This is a genomic window from Sporolactobacillus caesalpiniae, from assembly GCF_040513385.1.
Classification (GTDB): Bacteria; Bacillota; Bacilli; order Bacillales; family Sporolactobacillaceae; genus Sporolactobacillus.
Genome location: NZ_JBEVCB010000003.1, coordinates 158,875 through 181,487, shown reverse-complemented (window position 1 = coordinate 181,487; position 22,613 = coordinate 158,875). Strand labels below are relative to the sequence as shown.

Sequence of the window (22,613 nt, the reverse complement as noted above, 5' to 3'; positions counted from 1 at the left end):
TCGGCTCTGGATCGCATTCGTGCATTGGGTCACGATTTTCGTGCATTGGGCTCTGTTTTTCGTGCATTGGGTCACGGTTTTCGTGCATTGAGCCACCGGTTTCGTGTATTGACTCGGCTTCAGACCGCGTTCATGCATTGAATCCCGGTTTCGTGCATTGGATGCGCACAGATTCCCTGTTCGTGCGCTTATATCGCGTTATGTGCTTTGCCGCGATTCAATTTTTCGTAGCCTTCTCTGCTGACATGATCTGTTGCCTTTGAAGTGGTAAGATAGGAACAGATAATTTAAGGAGGTTGACCCTTTTGAAAGAAGATCTGATTAAACGCTTCACTTCATATGTAAAAGTCAATACACAATCCGATGATGACAGTCCTAGCTGCCCGTCAACACCCGGACAATTGACGCTCGCTCGCCAACTTGTTGCCGAACTGAAAAGTATTGGCATGCAGGAAGTTACAATGGATGAAAATGGCTACGTTATGGCCACCTTGCCGGCGAATACGGACAAGTCTGCTCCTGTTGTCGGCTTTATGGCCCATGTTGATACTGCTACCGACTTCACCGGCGATGGGGTTAACCCGCAATTCGTCGAAAACTATGATGGCGGAGATATTGTCTTGAACAAAGAGCTGAACATCGTCCTCAGCCCTAAGACCTTCCCGGAATTACTCAATTACAAAGGTCATATGCTGATTACCACCGATGGCACCACGCTGCTTGGCTCCGATGACAAATCTGGCGTTACCGAGATCGTCACCGCCATGGATTATTTGATTCAGCATCCGGAAATCAAGCACGGCAAAGTACGCATTGCCCTCACTCCCGATGAAGAGATCGGCCGCGGTCCTCATAAATTTGATGTCAAGGCTTTCGGCGCATCGTTTGCTTACACAGTCGACGGCGGCGCGCTCGGCGGACTTGAATACGAGAACTTCAACGCTGCAGAAGCGAAACTGATTTTCAAGGGCAGCAACGTCCATCCCGGTTCTGCCAAGAACAAAATGCTCAATTCAATAAAAATGGCCGTTGATTTCCAAAATCAGCTTCCGGCGGAAGAAGCGCCTGAACTCACCGACGGATATGAAGGTTTCTACCACCCGCTGACCTTCACCGGCGATGTGGAACAAACCAAAGTTGTTTACATCATCCGTGATTTCGACAAAGAAAAATTCGAAGCGAAAAAGGCCTTTGTCCAAGAGACCGTAAAGAAGCTTGAGAAGAAGTACGGCGAAGGTACGATTGAACTTCAATTGAAAGATCAATATTATAATATGAAAGAAATTGTCGAACAGCATAAAGAAGTCTTTGACGTTGCCTATCAAGCAATGAAGAATCTGGATATTGAGCCGCAAGTTTTGCCGATTCGTGGCGGTACCGACGGCGCGCAGATCTCATATATGGGACTTCCAACCCCGAACCTGTTCACCGGCGGCGAAAACTTCCACGGCAAGTACGAATACCTGTCGGTTAACGATATGATTAAAGCGACCCAGACGATTGTCGAGATTGCAAGACTCTTTGAAGAACAAGCCTGACCCTCGAAAAAACGCCGCTGAAATCCGTAATAAGGATTCAGCGGCGTTTTTTTATTGCCTCTATAATCACACAATCTTCCCGCGCTTAACCAATGTCTTCTTAACCGAATGGATATCACGGACATTATATTTCGCCATGATCACATAGCACAGCGCGGACGGGATAAGTGGCAGCTGCAGGATGCTCATTGTTAAGATATAGTCTTTCGGACTGTGGAGGTAGATCGAAATAATTGCGAGCACAGCACCCATTCCAAGGTTGCCAACCGTTCTCCCAAGGCTATTTGCCAGATTAGCAATACTGAACACGGCACCACGATGCTCCGGCAGATTCACATCAGTAATCAGAGCCAGCCAATTTGGTGTGTTGGCTGATTGCGCAGCTGAGGCGAATAATGAGATGACAAAAAGCGACAGAATCCAAGGATTGGTAAACAGTTGTCCAATTAAACTGAAAAACAAAGTAACCGAATTTGTTGTATTCGGGAGTGATAATTGATCGATTGGAAAAATAAATAATACTATATAAAGAGGCATGGTCAAGAAAACAAACACAGCCGTGAGAAGCGCACGTGCTTTGTAGCTTCTTCTTTGAAGCACATCACCTAAATAGCCGAAAAAGGAGGATAATGTGCCGCCAATCTGAAAAATGCCGAACAGAAATGCCGCGACAATCATCGCTATTTTCGTCCCATAACCAAGCTCTTCAATTCGTGATATGTAAAGCGTAGGCAGCCAAATCAGGCTTCCGGTGGCAATATTCATGAAAAAGCCTTGGAGAAAAAGGAGCAGATTGCTTCTTTTCCCAAGCATATTCATAATTTGGTTTAACCCGATCCTGTAGGTGTATTTCATACCGCGGTCCATTAATAATTTCAGTTCGGGTTCCGCACTTCCGAAGCGCGGCTCTTCCACAAAAAAGTAGAAGACAATCAGGAGCAGTCCGATCATTGCCAGTATTTCAAAAGGTGTTCTCCAGTTGGACATGGTTGAAATAATCGACGCAATCAACGCGCCGGCGATCCCGCCAAATCCTTGAGACATGCCCCAAAGACTCAGCACCATGCCTCTTGAATGATAGGGGACGTAATCAGTCAAAGCGCTGAACCCGATGGATGCGATGCAGCCCAGCCCGATACCGGTAAGTATTTGGCAGATGAGCAAGTGGATATACGAACCACTAAGCGCAGTCAAGTAAACACCAACAACCCAAATTAAAGTACCAATCATGACCAGACGCTTACGGTGATACTTTCCAGACAAATAACCCCAAAACAGTGAGGAAAAGGCAGTCGCCAGAATATTAATCGCTGAAATAACGCCCATGGACGAGATTGCCACGTGCAAATCATGCGATATATTGGAAAACAGCGGCGGGAACAACCCAATAACAATATTGTCAAACGCCGCCAGACTGACGTAGACGGATATAGCATACACAGTTTTAAATTTCTGAAGTGACATACAAACGTAATCTCCTTAAAGTTTATGTTGCGCAATAGTAAGCTTTTTGTTACGATTGTTCAATAACTTCCAAAAAAAATTGTTTCTTGTCCCAGTTTAGCATACAATATAGGGTAGACAGAAGAGACTGCTTATCTAGCGAGTCAGTCCAATTGTTAGAGAAAGGATATCTTCGATGATCAAAAATATACTCATCATTTCTTCAAATTACACCGGACACGGTCACAAAAGTATTACTGAATCGCTTAGTGAAAAGTTCGATATCGTTCCGGATGTAAAAATACACGTTATCGATGGTTTCTCATTAGGCGGCAATACATTGCTTAAAGTTGGCAAAATGTATGGACCGATCACTAGGAACTCCGAACATCTCTGGAAAGTTATTTGGGATATCACTTCCGTTAAGGTGCCATTTGTTAATCACTTGATTGAGGCAAAAATCCGGACCAATTTTCTAGCTCTGCTCGATAAAGTTAAGCCTGATCTCATTTTGACCGTTCATCCGAATTTTAACGGTTCAGTCCTTAATATTCTCGAAAAAAATGACATCCATATACCTTTCGTCACACTAATCGCCGATCTGATCAGCATTACACCGCTTTGGGCGGACAGCCGCGCTGATTATATCATCAGCCCGACCAAAGAAGCCAAAGAAAAATGTATTGAATTTGGTGTTCCGGCGGGCAAAATCAAGGTCTTAGGGTTTCCTGTCCGTGAGCGCTTTAATAATCAGCTGCGAAAAGATGCAGATCAATACTCACCCAACAAGCCGCTTAATTGCTTGATTATGAGCGGCGGAGAAGGCGTCGGGCACATGGGTAAGATGGCTAAAACATTGATTGAAACATTTGGTTTCAATATTACCATTGTAGCCGGAAGAAACGAAAAATTACAAGCACACCTGAAAAAAACGCTCGTTAAAAAGTATGGGGATAAAGTCACCATTTACGGTTTCACCCGTAACATTCAGGACTTGATCGCCCGCTCCGATATCGCGTTTATCCGAAGCAGTCCAAATGTGATGATGGAAGCAGTATCCTGCAACACACCTATTGTGATTACAGGCGCACTGCCGGGACAAGAAGCAGGCAACCCAAGATTTGCGGAAAAATACCATTTGGCAATTACCTGTAACTCGATGAATAACCTTGTGCCGACGATTAATGAGTTATTGGAAAATAACGTTGCAATGCTGAAAGAAATTAAAAAATCACAGCAACAATATGTTGATCCACAGATTTCCGAGAACATTGTGAACTTTATTTTGAACATTCCCAGCGAGAGTCTTCAGCCGGCGGGAGTCGCGCGCGATGTTTCCTTCAATAACATTAACTACGAATCATAAACGTTTAGCAAAGCGGTGGAAAACCTTGATGGTTTTTCCACCGCTTTTTATTATATTCACGTCTATGTTACCCTCATCATTGTAAAAATTTTCGCATTTGCTGTACAATAATGAAAGAAACTTCCACATAACATGGCAAATGGACAAATTGTGAATTTAGGAGTGAGATTTATGAAAAAAATACTAGCTCCTGTCGTTGGAACCTTAGGTGCTGGTGTCATTATTCTTTCCGGCATGTCCCATTTCGCTCACGCCGACAATCCCTTTTCCTTCTCCCAGTCTTCATCAAATGCCTCATCCTCATCTACGCCTGCGCAGACCAATTCAGCGACTCACATCCCTGATGTAAAGACGCTTGGCTTGGTCGCCATTAATTATCGACTTTTTCATCTGGATCAGCTAGCAAGCAATCAGATCGCTTTTTGGATTGAGGATGAAAAAGGTCATTATGTCAAGACACTGCGTGCTTCAAGTTTCACAGCCGGAGGCGGTTATAAAATGCGTGCCGAAGCTCTTCCCGAGTGGCGCAAGGCATCAAACTGGGCTCATGCATCCAAATCCGAAATCAATCAAGTCAAGCTGCCGGAACAAGCAGCCGGTAACCATACTGTCTATTGGGATTGTACTGATGCTGCGGGAAAGGCAGTGAAACCCGGCACGTATATATTTAAAGTTGAAGGAAATATTTACTGGCAGAATCGCGTGGTATACACCGGCAAGATTACTATTGGAAAGAATAATGCGGAATCGACTGCTCAGGCCGTCTACAAACCATCCGGCGCAAAATCACACGGTGTTCTCCTAGATCGTGTACGTGCAGGGTTTGATACTGGCAAACGTATCACTTCGGTCAAACAAGAGCCAACGACAAGTACACAAGGATCATAATTTTGCCTGAATTTCACAGTTATCATATGAATACTCGGGTACATATCTCTGGATTAAACGCGCCGGACGCATCTGGAGTTTTTAAATGGATGACCCAGACAGAAGAACAATTTTCCAGGTTTCTACCTTGTAGCGAATTGGGCCATGTCAACCGAAGCGTTGGGAACGCCACACATGTGTCACGGCAATTCGCAGAACTTTTATATGAAGCACTCTGCTTCTACCAAGAAACAGATGGTATCTTTAATCCTTTTCTCGGCCGCATAATCCAAGAACTTGGCTATGATCGTTCATTTGAAGAAATGGACAAACGGAATGCCCACCGTGAACCGTTGTTGCCCTTAACGACTAACCAGACGGCCTTTACATTCGATCTTGAACAACGCACCATCACATTACCATCTGGGAGTGCCTTGGACTTTGGCGGCATCGCAAAAGGTTGGGCTGTTCAGAAAACAGCCATGAATCTTATTGGGCAGGGGCGGTCCTGCGGGCTGATTAATGCCGGCGGGGATCTCATGTGCTGGAACGGTGCAACGCCCACTGAGCCTTGGGTCATTAATGTCTCTCATCCTTATTCAGATGATCAAACGATTGGACAACTCATCTTCCATGGTGGACAATGGGGTGTCGCCACGAGCAGCAAAATCAAACGCAGTTGGAGCGATGGGAAGCACAGGCTTCATCATCTGATTGATCCACGAACCGCCCTGCCCTCAGAATCAGATATCATTCAGGCAACTGTTGTTGGTCCGGAACTCCTGCCATGCGAAATCTATGCAAAATGCTTGCTGATTATGGGCAGTAGACGCGGTCCTGTCTGGCTTGAGACTAGGCGACCTGATTTAGCTTATTTGTTCATCGATAAACAAGGAAAAGTGATTGTCTCGTCCAATTTGAAAGATATTTGTATTATGAAGCATACACCAAATAAACGATCCTTTCTACCCAATAAGGAGAGATGAACTTTGGAACAAAAGCATAAAGTTTTAAAGTGGGCTGTTGGACTTTCATTGATAATCATCATCAGTTTATTTATTGAATTCGAACGCCGGACAGGCTTTTTATCTGCCCATGCACCGACCTGGCTCATGGTTCGCGTACTCGGCATCAGTGCGTACCTGCTCCTTTTCTGCGGCATATGCTTGGGCATTATGGCCGGCATGCCCATTTGGGGAGGAAGAAAAAAAGCTCGTGATCTGCTTCTGAGCATCCATTTTTTCTTCAACACAACCGGCGTATTTGTCGCCATGCTGCATCCGCTGCTCCTTGTCATTGATCCCTATGTACCTTTTTCATGGATGCAGCTGCTTGTTCCTTTCACAGCACCGCGTGAGCCATTTCTTTATGGACTCGGAACCCTCACACTTTATGGATTGCTGTTCGTACTGCTGACGACCGATCTGAAGAAAAAAATGCCGGTCAAGCTGTGGAAAAGTTTTCATCTGATCTCTTATATACTGTTTCTTTTGGCGCTCACCCATGGCATAATGGGAGGAACAGATTCAAGCAATATCCTCATTTTTTCCATGTACGTTGTCACATTTGTCAGTGTGCTCGCCCTCATGATCGTACAAATCCAAACGGTCAGTGCATTGAAGAGAAAAGCCTTGAATAAGCAACGTCTGACAGAGCGCAACATGCATCAATAACTATTGGAGTGTGGTCACCAATGGAACATTTTACGCTCTTTATCATTGTCTCTATTTTTTTAATTCTGCTGCCCGGTCCGGACATGGCGCTGGCCACACGGAATACACTCCTCTACGGACGATTTGTCGGCTTAGGTACTATCACAGGTACATCAAACCGCGCTTTTGATCCATACGACTGCAGCTGCGCTTGGCCTTTCCGCTTTGCTTGTCCAATCTTCACTATTATTTTCGCTTTTCAAGTACATCGGTGCCCTTTATCTGTCCTATATTGGAATTCGGACATTATTAAGTCTTAAAAATCAAACTGCAACGCAAATGAATGGACGATCTGTGTTTTCAAAAAAATACCTCTCAAAGAAAGCCGGATATTTTCAAGGATTTCTCACCAACCTGACAAATCCTAAAGTCGTCGTTTTCTTTTTGACGTTCCTGCCTCAATTTATTCGGCCGGACAATCACTCAATTATTCCTTTCTTTGTCCTAGGTATCACACATATTATCATTAATTTTATTTTGTTCAGTGCCTATGTGCTGCTTATCAGTACATTCAGTCAGTGGATGCAGAAACCGATCGTTCAATACATCATTCAAAGTGTAACTGGATTAATCCTAATCGGATTTGGTATGCATCTTGCACTGTGGACTCAGAGATAATACCTATAGCAATCTCTTCGATCGCGAAAGGATGCGTAAAAATCAGATGGAAAACGATAATCTAATCAATAAAACGAACTGTTCCGTTCCTAACTACCCGGTCGATGATCAAGATTTTTGTTTTGATGTTTTCGTCAGTCCGCAAAAAGAAGCATGCATTATCGGCCGATTGGACAATAACTACATTTGCTGGTGTTCCATTACCCATCTTGATGACCAAGAGACCAACGCCTCCATTTTTAACCATCTACTAAAAATGAAACCAAGCATGGTATCACACGAATCAGATGCATTAGGCACGCGTTATAGAGAAGTGAAGGACTGGCATCAATTGCGTTTTTACAAACGAATGTATCAAGATGAATACCGCTACTATTCGCATGTTAGCAGTTGTTTTTGTGGCGATGAAGACTACAATAACGGTCAATTTTTTGCCTGTGAAATGCATAAGTTCTATGTCGATGAATCTGCTAAATGTAATTACCGTCTGATTGATCGCCATTATTCAAAAATACTCGAAAAATATAAAACGATTTTAACGCAAAACAGCAGCGATGGTTACTATCAAAAAATAAAACCCCTTATCTCTATATTGGAAGCTGAAAGCTATCTAAAATTATGTCTGAACGAAAAAATACGGATTTTATATTTGGAATGCATGAACGAATGTTCAAATCTCTATAATCGCTACATGACAGCCATTCATTAAAGACACGTAGGTCTATCATCCACAAAAACAGCGAACTCGAATGATATTTTCGAGCCCGCTGTTTCTGTAGCCGTTTAGTTAAGTTTAAGTGTCGCCGTGCTCAGTTCTTCAGGCATGTTGACGGATAGACTGCTAAGTCCTACCCTTAGTATATAGTCATCAATGTCGTGGTCATTCGCGTTGACTTTGAAGGTACTGCTGAATCGGCTCGCTTGTTTATCCACTACTTTAACCGAATGTTTTAATGGCTTCTGATAGATGTTCTTTTCGGACTTTTTCACAAGTTCCACATCGTTTCTAGTGAAATCTCCAAACAGGTAGGAAAACCGGTTCTTTCTCTGACGATCAAGTATGATTTGGTAATTAACGGTAAACTCCCCGTTCTGAAAAGACATTTTCTCAATGCGGATCGCAAGTTCTGACCATTCTGCTTTGATTGTATAGGGCAACTTTTCATTAAGAGAGACAAAGTGAACTTTTTCCGCCTTACGATTAACCGGTGTGATCGTTAACGCTTTTGTTTGATTTCTTACTGATGAAGAAAGAATTAATCGTTTCGTGATAATCTGCTTGCCGTTCCTTATCCTTTTCTTTAGGATTCCGTCGGATCGCTGCTGTACCTTATTTCCCTGATCATCAACTACATTTTCAATTCCTATTTGATCATGCTTGTCTTGAGCTGGAACAACCACTTGATAGTTAAGTACTGTTGATGATTTTCCAAATACTATAGAATTATAGCGCACTTTTACTGTTCCATCTTTGCCCTGACTCTCTGCTGATGTCTTAATCGTTGTCGTCGGAAGTTGTTTAATCGGAACGTCAAATTTCCAATTCCCTTTTTGACTGCCGATTTCTTTAAATGTAATCGGTAGTGTCGCATCCTTTGGTAGGATTGACTTTGGATAGTTAAGCTGCACATTTCCCAAATATTTGTTATCAATCACACGAGTCTGTGCAACTTCTTTACTATCAGCAATGTTAGGATCTCCGCCATAGACTTCGTAGTAAGCGTTAAAGCTTTTTCCCTGCTCCCCATTGTCATCCACTTTGATCGGACCGTTTGCCTTAAAGGTCAGTCCAATGGATGCCCCGTCATAATAGGCACTGGTAATCGTAATGTTAATGCCCTTGTCCGTTGCGCTTTGATTTAATTCGGTCACGAGCTTCTGGTTGGAAAGATTCTGTCCAATAGAATCATAAGCTCTGCCATAAATAGCACTTAGAATTGGAACTTCAGCTAGCACTCGAGATACCGATGGTGATAGAAAACTGAATGCAATGAGCGCAGCCGCTGTTCCGGCAGTGACCAAACCGCCCGCTAGTTTTCGATGCCTTTTGCGCGATGCACCACCTATTCCTCCTGCTTCTTCCATTCCTCGATGAATCGCATCCATAACCCGATCCTGGGGCACGTTTATTTTATCCGTTTCTTTTTTAAACGATGTCTTGTTCATGATTTTCCTTCCCTCCTAAACTTTTTTTCAGACATTCTTTTGCACGCCTGAGTACCGTCTTGACCGTATTTTCTGGCATCCCCATTGATTGCGCGATCTCTCGAATCGTCTGATCATAATAATAGAAAAGAATAATTGCTGTACGTCCCTTGTCGTTAAGCTGATTAATCGCCTGTACAAGATCCAGATGCATTTCTGACTGCGTCTGTTTGGCCCGCATCTTCTCATCCGCTTCAGCAACTACGACTTCACGTTTGCGTTTCTTCAAAAGTTCATAGCAGCAGTTGATTAAGATTCGTGTGACCCAAGTGAGAAAGTACTGTTCATTTTTTAATTGACTTACCGTTCTGCAGGTACGGCAAGCCGTTTCTTGGACGGCATCAAGCGCATCCTCTTGATTCCCCACATACAAATACGCGGTTCGGTAGAGCTGATCACTATGCTTGATCAATAGTTTTTCAAGAGCTTTTCCATCCCCGCTTGTCGCGCGCCTGACAAGCTTTGCATCGTTCATGAACGAACCTCCTTTTCATTAATTAGAGGAGTCAAGCCCGCAAAAAGTTTCATTTTTTGTATTAAAAAATCCGGAAGGAAGGAACCATCCCTTCTCCCGGATTTATAGTTTTAAAAAATTATCGTTTAACGGCACGTTCTTTTTTGATCTGCTTACTGCGCAGCTGACCGCAAGCGGCGTCAATATCAGTACCAAACTCTTTACGAACAACGGCGTTGATCCCGCGCCTTTTTAAGGTCTCGTAAAATGTGACCACCGCATCCTTTTCACTGCGCTGATATTCTGAGTGCTCTTCAACCGGATTATAAGGAATCAGGTTGATATACACGAGATGGCGTTTGTTCTCAAACAGCTTGGCGAGCTGCAGCGCTTCTTCTTTATGATCATTAATATCTTTAAGCATAATATACTCAAAGGTGATGCGCCGGTTGGTCTTCTCTAGATAATAGTTGACGGCCTCCATCAGTTTCTCAATCGGATACGCGCGATTAATCTTCATGATACGGCTTCGCAGTTCATTGTTCGGCGCATGAAGCGAAATCGCGAGATTGACTTGCCAGTCGATATCGGCAAACTCATAGATTTTCGGAACAATACCGCTTGTTGAAACGGTGATATGCCTCGCACCAATCGCGAGTCCTTTGCCATCGTTAACAATCCGTAGAAAATCCATGACATTCTCAAAGTTGTCAAAGGGTTCACCAATACCCATGACCACAATATGGCTCACACGCTCGTCTTTGCCTTTCACATCGAGGCTTTGTTGAATGGCAACTAATTGTTCAACCATTTCACCGCTTGTCAAATCACGATTTTTCTTCAACAACCCGCTCGCGCAGAAGCTGCATCCGATATTGCACCCAACTTGAGAAGTGACACAGACGGACAGGCCGTATTCATGAGACATCAGCACGGTCTCAATCAGGTTGCCATCTGAAAGCTTGAACAGAAACTTTGTCGTGCCGTCCTTCGCCTTCTGCTCAATCTGTTTTTCAAGGCTGCCCATAACAAAATGGTTCTCAAGCAGCTGAATCATCTTCTTGGAAAGGTTGGTCATTTTATCAAAGCTGTCGACACGCTTGATATAAATCCAATCCCAAATCTGCGCGGCTCTAAACTTTTTCTCGCCTTGAGCAACCAGCCACTTTATTAATTGATCTAATGTTAATCCATAAATGGACGCTTTACTCATATTTTTAACTACCTCTTTTAAGTCATCATACTGAATCAGCACCGATTGCGCAAGGAGCTTTTCAGCATGTGAATCTTATTTCTCATTCACGTTAGAAAAACCGGGCAAGCCCGGTCCTTAATTAAGTAACGCGGCCGGAGTAAAATAAGCGGAGATTTTCCGGCTATTTGCATCATGGCGCTTGGTTCACAGGTACATAAGGGTAATTTTTCCGCTTATGCACAGAAAAACTCTCCATTTTCACGTTTTTCAATTCGATAAGCGGAATTTCTCCGTCTATTTAAGCAGTTTTTTCATTCATTTTCTAATTAAGCGGAATTTTTCCGTTTATTTCTCAGATTGGGCGCTTACCTGATCGCCCAACCGAATCTTATGACCTTATCGTCGTACCGGCAAGGCAAAACGCTATATTTTCTTAACTTGTGAGAAAAACCTTGGTCTTTAAACCATCCTGATTTTTGTGTACGCTCCGATTGCTCGCTTGATGCATGGCCAAAATTTTATCTGGTACAAAGACAGGGCATACCCTGTCTGGTGTCTGCTTCTTATTTTTTTGATCGATTAAAAGACAGTTTTTTAATCGGTCGTTTGTATTCAACACCAAGCACATCAATCAGGAACACGAAAACCGGAAGACCAACAATCAAGCCCCAAATACCAAAGAAGTGCTCGGAAAAAATCAATACGACAAACGTATAGAAGACAGGGAGTTCCGTTTTTGCCGACATTAGTTTTGGATTCAGCACATAAGCCTCGACTGCATGTACAACAAGTATCGTCACCACCATATAAATAACATCTTGAATTCCACCAATCGTATAACCGATCATGCATAGCGGAATGAGCGAGATGACAACACCCGCGACAGGTATCAGACTCAGCACGAACACCATAAAAATCAAGCTGAACAATTGCGGAAAGTGGAGCACCGCGAGAATGAGCGCCGTAAGCGCCGTATTGACAATGGCGATTACAAATTGAGCTTCAATCACCTTGCCGAAGGTCTGTACGAACCGAGAACCAAAAAACGCAACTTCATCATATAAGAAACCGATTTTACTCGTTTTAAATCCTTTTGAGAATTGGAGCAGCCGCTCTTTTTCCAGCGAAAAAAACAAGCTAAGCAGCAAAGCCAAAAACACGTCGATCGTAAAGGAACCAAAAGAAGAAAATGAGTCAATCAGAAACTTGACACCTGACTTCAGGTAAGACTCAACATTATATTTCTGCAACTGATCCAAAATTGCATTCACAACGACCGATCCGCGGAATTCTTTGATCGTCTTCATGATCGAGTCAAATAACTGTACCGTCTGATCCGCAATAATAGGCAAGTAGATTGTTATTGCCGCATAAATGCCTAACGCAATGAGTAAATAGAGCACAATGACAACAAGACGTCGAGGCAGCTTCAGTTTTTGATGAACAAAAGTTTCCAAACGATCCACAAGAAAGCAGAAAATAAATGTCAACAACAGCAAATCAATCAAACTTCGACACAAATAAATAATAAAAAGCAGCAAAGCGAAAATCAGGACACGTCTGACTGATTGTTTTTGCAAGTACCCGATCAGTAAATTCATAGTTTCTGTTTCCTTTTCTCCTTTTATTCCCGCCCTAAATTTATATCTAGTAATAGGAACAGATGTATATCTTTATTCTAGAGGTTTTTCGACACAGATGCAAAGACTAATCTTGTTCTTCTATTTAATTGTCAGCAATTTCCTCGTTCACTTCGGTAAAAACCGAGCAATGAGCCATTGCCCGGCAAACAGATAACTTATTTGTCGACTGGAATATCGACTGAATAAATTTGATGATTGTGAAAACCAATCGCCAATGTCACCTGATCATTCGCTTCACCAATAACTGTCAAGCCTTCGCTCTCTGCCGGAGTCTGCTTCGGAATGGAAAAACGATATCGATGACTAATAGCAAAGGTATCAGGATCGAGAACCGTTAAATAATTGTTAGCCAGGAAGTAAATAGTTCCTTTATAATACTGCATACCCTGGACAACGCCTAGTTTACCGATCTGAGTCGTGCCTAAGTTTTTCCCGCTAGTGACGTCAATCGTATAAAACGTATCCAAATCAGAATAGGACTCAGAAAGCATGATGAGTTGGTTTTCATTTTTCACTGCCATCATCGCGATGTATTTGATATCAGGCAGATCAATGCTTCTGATCAAGGAAAGTTCATGTGAATCCTGATTATAGTTCAGTGTGTTGAGCGTTGGAGCAGTCCCAGAGCTGTTCACCTCGTACAAGATATGGCTGTTCTTATCATAGCTCAGCGCGCAAGTATGTCCGAAATTCTGAATGCCTGTGTCGGAGAGCTGTTCGCCCTTACCATTATATACGACAATTCTGCCTAATCCATTGCCCTCGTCAAAGCCGACAAAATAGTTGCCTTGTCCATCATAAGCCAATCCTTGTTGATTGCGGGAGCCGGGAATTTGAACCCGAGCATCCGCACTAAACTGCTCTGTCTTGTTCTCAAGCGTTAACAAACTGCTGTTTCTCACCCATCCAATGTAAACATCTTTACCCGTTTTCTCATACCAATCATTGTACTTGAGAAAATCCCACAGAACCCCATTAATACTCTTTGTATCAATAACCTCGAACATTTTATTTCTATAATTTTTATCCAATAGAGAAGCAATACGATCTCTGGATAAAGCATTTCCATCATTTGGATTACTGTCAAATAAGTCAAAATCGCCATTGGATGGATCAATATATTTGTATTTACTATTGTCCGAAGCGCTAACGAGATTCCCTGGAACATCAAGGGCTTGACCACTGATCCATCCGATCCCATTAATCCGATACATCATATCCCCGTTGATTACTTTCTCTGCGTTGACGGAATATGAATTGTTAAGAAAGTCTTTGCTGTAGGTAATAAATTCATTTTGATCGTTAAAAATCGGATAATTTCCATTTACTATACCGACACGGGTTACATAATTAAACGTTGCGGTGCTCGGTGCAGGATCTGCTTGCAAATTGCTGCTCGCCTTTATCCAACCAACTGAAGTTCCGGCGGTATATTTCTTGATGTGGACCCAATTTTGTCCATCAATCGTCGCTACTTGGTCAACATTCAATGCAATGGTGGCGTAAACCTCCAAAGTGACATGGTTTGACTGGTCATCGCGAAGTGCAAATTGATCATCTTCCACCGGTTCGCTATATATTTGTGCATTGAGGTTTGATATCGCACCGACCTTCCACAAAGCCGGTAGCTCGCGGAAAGTCGTCCTGAACGCATCCTGTAGCACCCATCCTGTAGTACCTTGAGTAAATTGAACTTGATACCATTTCGTTGATCCAACGGTCGCTTCCTTTATAATCTTTTGTGGTCTTCCATTCGCAAATTGCGACAATTGGGCAAATGCAGCCGAACCATTTAGTCCGCTCGGCATATTCCAAACAGCGTGATTACCTGAATCGCCGATTAAACCGTATGTATTGATTGGTAATTCAGATTCATTCACACTTGTCTCGCTGTTCGCGAGATTGGACGCGAATACATAACAATTGACGCCATTGTAGTTCACCCAGTATAACTTGTTCGACTGCGGGCTCGTTGTTGTCAGCACTGTATTGACTGGTATGGTCCCGCTATATTTTTTTGTGTGCGCGTAATTTTTGTAGCGTTTCGACGCCTTGACGACAAACTTTGTGATCGGTGTTTTCTTAGTTGACAAATTGCTTGCATAAACATAGCCGCGTTTTCCTTTGTAGTTCACATGATACATTTTATTATTGAGGTTGCTGTCCGTAGTCAGGCTTTTGTTGATCGCAATCTTCTGCACACGTTGTTTCGCTGCATTCGAGCTTGTATATAAATAGGATGTCTTGTGAATGTAGCGGTTCACCGTTGTACGTCTCGTCCATAGATTCGACTTATAGACATAGCCTGTCTGACCTGAATAACTTACTTTGTACATCTTGTTCGATTTTTTGCTGCCTGTCTTCAACGTCGCGTTAATAGGAATCAACCCCATCGATTGCTTGGTTGAGTCAGAAGCTGAGTAAAATTTAGACGTTTTGTGCACATAATAAGTGCGCGATCCCTTTGCGTGAGCTGGATAATCGGCAACTACACTGAATACAAGAACAACTATGAGTAAAAAGGTGGTTAATCGCGCTGTATGTCTCACTTCAATTAAAGCTCCCTTCCTGTCTTTATCTAAGGTATAAAAAATTCTCTGTTTTCTGTATCCGCTAAAAATCATAAATTGAGTATAGTCTGACTACATGCGGCAAAACAATGGTTGATTTTTCATTTAAAAAAAGATGCCCGAATGGCCGTATGAGCCACGGGCATCAGTGATTGTGTTTAATTTTGAATGAAAATAGTATGATCTGCGAATCCGATCGCTAACTTACCGTTAACCATCGTCAACCCTTCACTCTCTTGAGGGGTTCCGCCGTTCGGAATGGAGAATTGGAAACGATCTTCTATCCCATAATTCGCGTTTAGGACAGTTAAATAGTTATTCGCTAAGAAATAGAGCTTTCCATTCTCATAGTGCATGCCTTGAACAACACCCATTTTATCCATTTGTGCCGTCTGAGTCAGTTTTCCTGTGGAAAGGGTATATTCATAGAACGTATCTTTCCCACCGACCGATTCAGTCAGTAGGATTAAGGTGTCGCTGTCCTTCGCTGTCATCATCGCTACATAGTATGGAAAACTGGTAAGAGTCGTCGTCTTTTTAATGCTTAGATTATTTGGATCAGGGTTAATCTCATGAAGAATCGGCTTTTGTCCGGCACTGCTAATTTCATAAAGTTTGCCGTCTATATAACTGAGTGCACAAGCATGACCAAATGATGTCACTGCTGATGAACCCTTGTAGTTGCCGTTTTGATCATAAGCGACAATTTTCCCGGTGCCGTCTCCGGTGTCATAACCGACATAGTACAGATCCAAATCAGGATTGTACGCCAAGCCTTGCTGATTGCCTCCGCCAGCTGTAAATAAATGGCGAAAATCGGCGGTACCTGATCTGAGACCGGACAAATCGCTACTGTGTACCCAGCCAAGGTCAATATCCTTGCCCATCTTTCCATACCAATCGTTGTACTTAATAAACGACCATTCACCAGATGTTTTGATGACTTCAATCATGCGATTCGTGTATGAGGACAAAGAACCGAGCTGCAATCCTGTATCAGGAGCATCTCCATTTGATTGTCCGTTGTATATTGCACCTGTGTTTTTCACGATTTGATAACTTATCGTCGGGTTATTTAGGTTCAACGCCGTGCTGACGACCCACCCGATCACATGGTTATTGTAGGAAATACGATACCGTTCTTCGTTCTCTACTTGTTTTTCCTGATTAATTTGAACATGTCTGCCGTCTGCATTAAACTGTCCGCTGTATCCGACAAAATGATCTTGATCATCAAAAATCGGCGCTTTGCTGCTGGCTATGGTCGCGCCATAATTGACGTTCAAAGCTTTGCCGGCGCTTGTCGCTTGAATGGAAAGATCGCTAGCTTTAACCCATCCTAAGGATGTTCCAGCCGTATATTTCTTAATATGCACCCACTCGCCGTTGTTTGCAATCATGTCAATTTTGAGTCGCAGGTTAGCATAAATGTTAAGGCTTGTAATAATCCCATTGCCCGGCGATTGATACAGGAATGAATCAGACTTTGCCACACTCGCAACAGCCAGGTGCGGAATGCTTCCGTCATTCGCCATATTCGATGTAATCTGCACAGTGCTCTTATGAATCCATCCAAGTGTTCGTCCATCAACGCTGACTTGATACCAAGCCACGCCGCCAACTTCCGACTCGCGCAATACATTCAGCGGAACACGTTCATATTCAGCTATTTTGCCAACCGATTTCGCATCCTTTATTCCATAAGGCTGATCCCAAATTCCGTGATTGCCGCCTTCGGACACGACACCATACGTATTGTCCGCTACTTGGTTGTTATAGGTATAATTCAATTCAGCATTTGTCAGATTGGATTTATAAACATAGCTTTTCCGTCCATTATAAGTTACCCAGAACATCTTGTTTGATTGCGGACTCTGTGTCTCCAATCGGGTTCCGAGCGGAATCGTTCCGGAATATCGCTTTGTATGACTGTAATTTTTGTACTGCTTTGATTTTTTCTTCACGTATTTAACAACGGTCGTTTTATAAGGAGACAAATTTGACTTATAGACATACCCGCGCTTTCCCTTGTAGTTCACGTGATACATCTTGGAATTCATGTTACTGTCTGTGGTCAGTTTCTTATTGATCGCTATTTTCCAAGTACGTTGTTTCGAAGCGTCGCGGCTTGAGTAAAGGTAAGAGGTTTTATGAATGTATCGGGTTTTCGTTGTCCTTTTCGTCCATAGATTTGAACGATAGACATATCCGTTAAGCCCTCCATATGTAATCTTTACCATCTTGCTTGTTTTCTTGCTCGTCGTCTTCAGTTTCGCATTGATTGGTACATAGCGCATAAACTGCTTAGAACTGTTGGATGTTGTGTACAGTTTGGAAGTCTTATGAACATAATATGTATAAGATTTCTTCGCCTGTGCCGGATAATAGGCTAATAGACTTACGAGCATAATAGCAACAAGTAGAATTGAAAACCGGGTGTACTTAATACGAGATTGACCGTTCACTGTTTAAAGACTCCTTCCGGGGATAACTATTTCGTCATATTCTGAGAGGTAAAAAAGCTGTGGAAAACCAAAACTATTCGTGCATTTATCGAATTTGATAGAATTAAACGATTTATGAAATTAATAGTTCTAGTATAACTCTATTCCATGTCACCTAACAATAGGATTATGCTTTTCTAACTATTTTTTCATGGACTGAACGACACTTAATGACTTAATTTTTGGTTTTCCTTAGAATTCGGTGCTTCATTTACGCGAAAATCACAATGAACACTATTTAATATATTAGACTAGTAGAACTTAAAAATAGTTTCAGTTTTCTTAAGAAATTCTTATCTTTTACTTGGGCGCATAAGAAAAACCGGGCAAACCCGATCCTTACATCCGTAGGATACGGTGGCTTTTGCGTTGCATACAGGACATGCTTTCACAGGATGTGATGACTTTCGCGTTGCATACAGGACGTATGCGTAATTAGCGAAAGTTCCTTACATACGAAAGATCCTTTGCTCCAAATAACGTTTTGAATCATCAACCTTATGCGTGAACAGGCATTTCTGTTTCATTAAGCATTCTGATCCCTCACTAAGTAACGAGTAAAATAAGCGGAGATTTTCCGCTTATATGCATCATGGCGCTTGTTTCGCCGGTAAATAAGGGTAATTTTTCCGGTTATGCACAGAAAAACCCTCCATTTTCACGTTTTTTGATTCGATAAGCGGAATTTCTCCGTCTATTTAAGCGATTTTTTCATTCATTTTCTAATTAAGCGGAATTTTTCCGCTTATTTATCAGATTGGGTGCTAACCTGCTCACCCAATCGAATCTTATGACCTTATCATCGTACCAGCAATGCAAAACGATAAACTTTCTTTACTTGTTGGGAAAACCGGGGCAAGCCCGGTCCTTACTTTCACGGGATGTGGTGGCTTTCACGTTGCATACAGGACGTACTTTCACAGGATACGGTGGCTTTCGCGTTGCATACAGGACCGTATGCGTAATTAGCGAAAGTTCCTTTAAAGTAAGAGAAAATTCCTTTTTATATAGCATTGGTTCGTGTCTTTATTATTCTGAATCGACACTTCAACTGCTCGCTTGCCGCGGGCGCACCGCGAGCCTCCTCAGACAGGCAGGAATCTATGGGGTCTCGCTGGCACGCGATCAACAGAGACGCTCCCGCAGGCGCCCTCGCACATCCGCTTTGATTACCGGCCAAGACACTGGTTTATTGGTTTGATACAGGGCAAATCATGTACTTTCTTATTCTTACCCTACAAAAAAACGCCCCTCAAAATTAGAAGGACGTTTTCTTCTTCAAATAGTTCTTATTGCATGACAGCTAAAGCACCCATTGGATCCCATGGTTTCAATTCAATCGGCTTTTGTTCAAATGCAGCTTTCAATTCATTGGAAAGATATTTTTTATTAATTACGACTTGATACGTATAGTCATCCATCCAGGGATCACTCATGGCAAAATAACCTTTGGTGCCCCACTTCTCGCCCCAGCTGTTTTCCACTTTCCACCGGTTTGATTTACCGTCAACCAGATTCACTCCGGTCAGAACCATCGCGTGCGTCAGGCAGCTGTGTTTATAGTCGAGACGTTCTGCCTTTGTCATTTTGAATTCTGTGCCAAAGGCTGTAGTGTAATCAAACAGTGCGGTATCCATGATGCCCAGTTTATTATCCGAGTATTTTCCTACGTCACAGCCGAACCATACCGACTCACCGTCTTTAATTTGACTGATCGCCAGCGACTTCAAAGTCTCCATATCAACATTTAAATATTTGATCGGATGTCCGCCGACTACAGTGCCCAGATATTGAACCGTATACGTTTTCTTGTACGGCTTATCTTGTGTTGGCGCATTGATAACGGCGATGTAATCATTTAAGTCAAGACCGATGTACTTTTTAAAGAATGCTTGCGGCGTAATACCGAGATCTCTGTGAAACTTCTTGTCCTCGTCGCGATATTCGAAATCAAAGGTCTTCGGAGGTTCACCGAGCGCGAATGCGAGAATACGGTAAATAGCGCCCAAGGCAGCTGTTTTGGCTTCCTCAAGTTCTTCACTCGATTTCCCAGCTGCACTCATGGTACGCAGGATGCCTGCCACCTCCCGCAGCTTCGTATTCAACACGCGATTAAGTTCAACAGTTCGACTGCTCTGATAGGTTTCCGGCATCGCTTGTTTCGGAACCACACCATACTTCTCAATAATCGCAACCAGCATATCCCACTGTCCGCCGTCCTGCTGCGGCGTTTCCATCAGCCAAGAGACAAGTCGACCGTCTAAAGGCTCAGCAGCCGTATCAATGATGCTTTCAAGGAAATAGTTCGCTTTCTCGAATTTATCCCAGAAGAGCGTATAATTTTGTGAGAGTTCAAAGTCTTTAAGGTTAAAATCGGCACTAAATTTATGACGGAAGGTATTCAGTGCGGCGAACATCCAGCATCGTCCGCTTAATTTCTGATCAGCTACTTTTCCGGTCTCAATTTCTTCAGAGAATACAGGATTCATAGATACAACTGCGTCACTGTTCAGGGTTGCCGCATTGATTCCATTCTTCATCACCGAATCTTGAATAACCTTATTTTCAGCGACACTATGTATTTTTTCCGAAAATGTTTCAATCATTGATGCAGAGATTTCTTTTGCCACTTCATTTTCCCCCTTTTAAAATAACAAGACCTATTATAGTTCTAAAGGAAAGGTTCGAAAAGGTCAGTGAGAGTGAATAGTATGCTTTCTGAAATAATATACATGTTTGAAATTTCAAAGCGTCAGATTATCTAATTGGAAACTAATTCTTGTATGAACCTGCTCAAAGTCTATAACTTGCTTCACAAATTGTTTTTCCGCCTCTTCACTAGAAATTTGTTGAAATCGAAGTTTACTATTCGGCGGCAGCTGCGCGAGCAGTGGCAAATCCGCTGATGCCACTTGAGCAATCCTTGGATAGCCTCCTGTCGATTGGTGATCCGTCAGCAGGATAATTGGCTGTCCATCCCTCGGAACCTGAATTGAACCATTCGTCACCGCTTCTGAATACAGTTCGATGGGCTCGTCGAGCGTCAACTCCGCTCCCTCTAAGCGATAGCCCATCCGATCCGACGATGTGGTTACTCGGAACTCCAATTGCAGAAAGTTCTTTCTGCTCTCTTCTGAAAAATAATTCCATAGCGTATCCGGTATGACACGAATCGTTTGTACACCTTGATAAGTTCGCCGCAATGAAAAAAACCAGCGGACCGTGCCCGCTCTCTTGGACAGAATAGTAATCACACGCTTCGCTCTCTCGGAAGGTTCGCCGACCGGAACACAGTCTTGTTCCTCTAGTCGTCTTCCTTGAAAGCCTCCTTGACCGGCTCGTTCATAAGTGGAGCGGCTTCCAAACCATATTGGTGTATCTATGCCTCCGGCGACAGCCAGGTAGCCGCGGCTTCCCGCAATCAGACTGCCGATGGTCAGAATCTGGCCCTTGCGCGCAAAGCATGGCCTGCCGGTTCCAATTTCCTGACTGTCAAGAGTCGGCCGGCAGTATGCACCGGTCAGAGCAAACAATGTATCCCCTGTAAAAAGAATGCTTGGACCAAGAAAGGAATATTCAATGACAGCACAAGTCTCGTGATTGCCAACCAGCCAGTTTGCTAATTTTGCCGATGGAGGGTCCATCGCGCCGCCAACGATCATACCGAATCTTTGGTATCCCAACCGGCCAAGGTCTTGTACGGAAGAGGCAAAGCCTTTTCTAATTATAGTTAATGCCATGGATGTCCCTCCTTAATCCGCATGTATTCCTGCACCGAAATCGGATCGAATTTAACCAAATCTCCAGCTGAAAGCAGCGTTGGCGGATCTGATTTCGGTGTAAAAAGCGGCACGGGCGTCCTCCCGATAATCTGCCATCCGCCGGGAGAATCAAGCGGATAAGCGCCTGTCTGTTTCCCTGCAATACCGACTGAACCGGCGGCAATTTTCAGTCGGGGTGTCGCCCGTCTCGGTGTGGCAAGCGCCTCAGGTAACCCCCCTAAAAAAGGAAAGCCCGGTGCAAATCCAAGCATGTAGACGAGATACTTCGGTGCGCTGTGCCTTTCAATTACTTCATTTGTGCTGAAGTGATGAATCGCCGCCACTTCTTCGAGATCCGGTCCGAAATCCTGCCCATAACAAACCGGAATATGGACAACCCTTCTTTTTTCTTCGTTATCTGCGCAGTCGTCCATCCGTTTTGATACATTCTTTAAATAGTCAATGACTTGTCGCTGTGCTGATATATCCTTCCGACCGCTTTCAATAACGATTATTGGATTGTAATAGAACACGACATTTGTATAGGCAGGCACATATTCAATAAACCCGCTAAATGGTTCGCGATCAAACAACAGCGTAAATTGATTGATCTTCAACTGTATTTCAGGCGCTATTTGATTGCCAAAGATAACTCGGACAGCTTGGTCGCCAAATGGCTCAATCTTCATCGTGCTGTTGCCCCTTCTAATGAAGAAACTTGCCAAATGGCAAGTTTC

16 protein-coding genes and 1 pseudogene are annotated in these 22,613 nt (G+C 43.2%); 7 read left to right on the top strand and 10 right to left on the bottom strand.

Annotated features, from left to right (window positions below; genetic code table 11):
• The first annotated feature begins 305 nt into the window (after positions 1-305).
• Positions 306-1,538, top strand: a complete 1,233-nt coding sequence (gene pepT / locus ABWW58_RS06965; RefSeq protein WP_353868437.1) for a peptidase T — start codon at positions 306-308, stop codon at positions 1,536-1,538.
• 66 nt (positions 1,539-1,604) lie between these two features.
• Here pepT and ABWW58_RS06960 read toward each other — a convergent pair whose 3' ends face one another.
• The gene (locus ABWW58_RS06960) at positions 1,605-3,002 is read right to left on the bottom strand and encodes an MFS transporter (protein ID WP_353868436.1); all 1,398 of its coding nucleotides are present in this window, start codon (positions 3,000-3,002) and stop codon (positions 1,605-1,607) included.
• Positions 3,003-3,177: 175 nt separating this feature from the next.
• On the opposite strand from ABWW58_RS06960, the gene ABWW58_RS06955 reads away from it, so the two are divergent.
• The 6 genes and pseudogenes from ABWW58_RS06955 (at position 3,178) to ABWW58_RS06930 (ending at position 8,253) form a co-directional block, all read left to right on the top strand.
• A complete protein-coding gene (locus ABWW58_RS06955; RefSeq protein ID WP_353868435.1) occupies positions 3,178-4,347 on the top strand; it encodes an MGDG synthase family glycosyltransferase in 1,170 nt (389 codons plus the stop codon).
• Positions 4,348-4,518: 171 nt separating this feature from the next.
• The gene (locus ABWW58_RS06950; RefSeq protein ID WP_353868434.1) at positions 4,519-5,235 is read left to right on the top strand and encodes a DUF2271 domain-containing protein; all 717 of its coding nucleotides are present in this window, start codon (positions 4,519-4,521) and stop codon (positions 5,233-5,235) included.
• Between the two features lie 26 nt (positions 5,236-5,261).
• Positions 5,262-6,200: an FAD:protein FMN transferase gene (locus ABWW58_RS06945; RefSeq protein WP_353868677.1), complete on the top strand. Its 939-nt coding sequence runs from the start codon at positions 5,262-5,264 to the stop codon at positions 6,198-6,200.
• A 3-nt stretch (positions 6,201-6,203) separates the two neighbouring features.
• On the top strand, positions 6,204-6,887 hold the full coding sequence (locus ABWW58_RS06940; protein ID WP_353868433.1) for a hypothetical protein: 684 nt from the start codon (positions 6,204-6,206) through the stop codon (positions 6,885-6,887).
• Between the two features lie 20 nt (positions 6,888-6,907).
• A pseudogene (locus tag ABWW58_RS06935) lies at positions 6,908-7,544 on the top strand (LysE family translocator).
• A 46-nt stretch (positions 7,545-7,590) separates the two neighbouring features.
• A complete protein-coding gene (locus tag ABWW58_RS06930; protein ID WP_353868432.1) occupies positions 7,591-8,253 on the top strand; it encodes a hypothetical protein in 663 nt (220 codons plus the stop codon).
• Between the two features lie 74 nt (positions 8,254-8,327).
• Here the strand turns inward: ABWW58_RS06930 and ABWW58_RS06925 are convergent, their stop codons facing one another.
• From ABWW58_RS06925 to pxpB, 9 genes are all read right to left on the bottom strand, one after another.
• The gene (locus ABWW58_RS06925) at positions 8,328-9,710 is read right to left on the bottom strand and encodes a DUF4179 domain-containing protein (RefSeq protein WP_353868431.1); all 1,383 of its coding nucleotides are present in this window, start codon (positions 9,708-9,710) and stop codon (positions 8,328-8,330) included.
• The gene (locus ABWW58_RS06920; RefSeq protein WP_353868430.1) at positions 9,691-10,224 is read right to left on the bottom strand and encodes a sigma-70 family RNA polymerase sigma factor; all 534 of its coding nucleotides are present in this window, start codon (positions 10,222-10,224) and stop codon (positions 9,691-9,693) included. The genes ABWW58_RS06925 and ABWW58_RS06920 overlap by 20 nt, the downstream gene beginning before the upstream one ends.
• Before the next feature lie 118 nt (positions 10,225-10,342).
• Positions 10,343-11,416, bottom strand: a complete 1,074-nt coding sequence (rlmN, locus tag ABWW58_RS06915) for a dual-specificity RNA methyltransferase RlmN (protein WP_353868429.1) — start codon at positions 11,414-11,416, stop codon at positions 10,343-10,345.
• Positions 11,417-11,961: 545 nt separating this feature from the next.
• Positions 11,962-12,999, bottom strand: a complete 1,038-nt coding sequence (locus ABWW58_RS06910; protein ID WP_353868428.1) for an AI-2E family transporter — start codon at positions 12,997-12,999, stop codon at positions 11,962-11,964.
• Positions 13,000-13,196: 197 nt separating this feature from the next.
• Positions 13,197-15,590 carry a GW dipeptide domain-containing protein gene (locus ABWW58_RS06905; RefSeq protein ID WP_353868427.1) on the bottom strand — a complete coding sequence of 798 codons (2,394 nt, stop codon included), beginning with the start codon at positions 15,588-15,590 and terminating at the stop codon, positions 13,197-13,199.
• A 179-nt stretch (positions 15,591-15,769) separates the two neighbouring features.
• Positions 15,770-18,076, bottom strand: a complete 2,307-nt coding sequence (locus ABWW58_RS06900) for a GW domain-containing glycosaminoglycan-binding protein (protein WP_353868426.1) — start codon at positions 18,074-18,076, stop codon at positions 15,770-15,772.
• A 1,328-nt stretch (positions 18,077-19,404) separates the two neighbouring features.
• Positions 19,405-20,745: a C1 family peptidase gene (locus ABWW58_RS06895; RefSeq protein ID WP_353868425.1), complete on the bottom strand. Its 1,341-nt coding sequence runs from the start codon at positions 20,743-20,745 to the stop codon at positions 19,405-19,407.
• A gap of 114 nt (positions 20,746-20,859) precedes the next feature.
• Entirely contained in the window at positions 20,860-21,855 is a 996-nt protein-coding gene (locus ABWW58_RS06890) for a 5-oxoprolinase subunit C family protein (RefSeq protein ID WP_353868424.1), read from the bottom strand.
• Positions 21,846-22,565 (bottom strand): 5-oxoprolinase subunit PxpB, encoded by a 720-nt coding sequence (gene pxpB / locus ABWW58_RS06885; RefSeq protein WP_353868423.1) that lies wholly within the window; start codon positions 22,563-22,565, stop codon positions 21,846-21,848. The genes ABWW58_RS06890 and pxpB overlap by 10 nt, the downstream gene beginning before the upstream one ends.
• Positions 22,566-22,613: the final 48 nt, after the last annotated feature.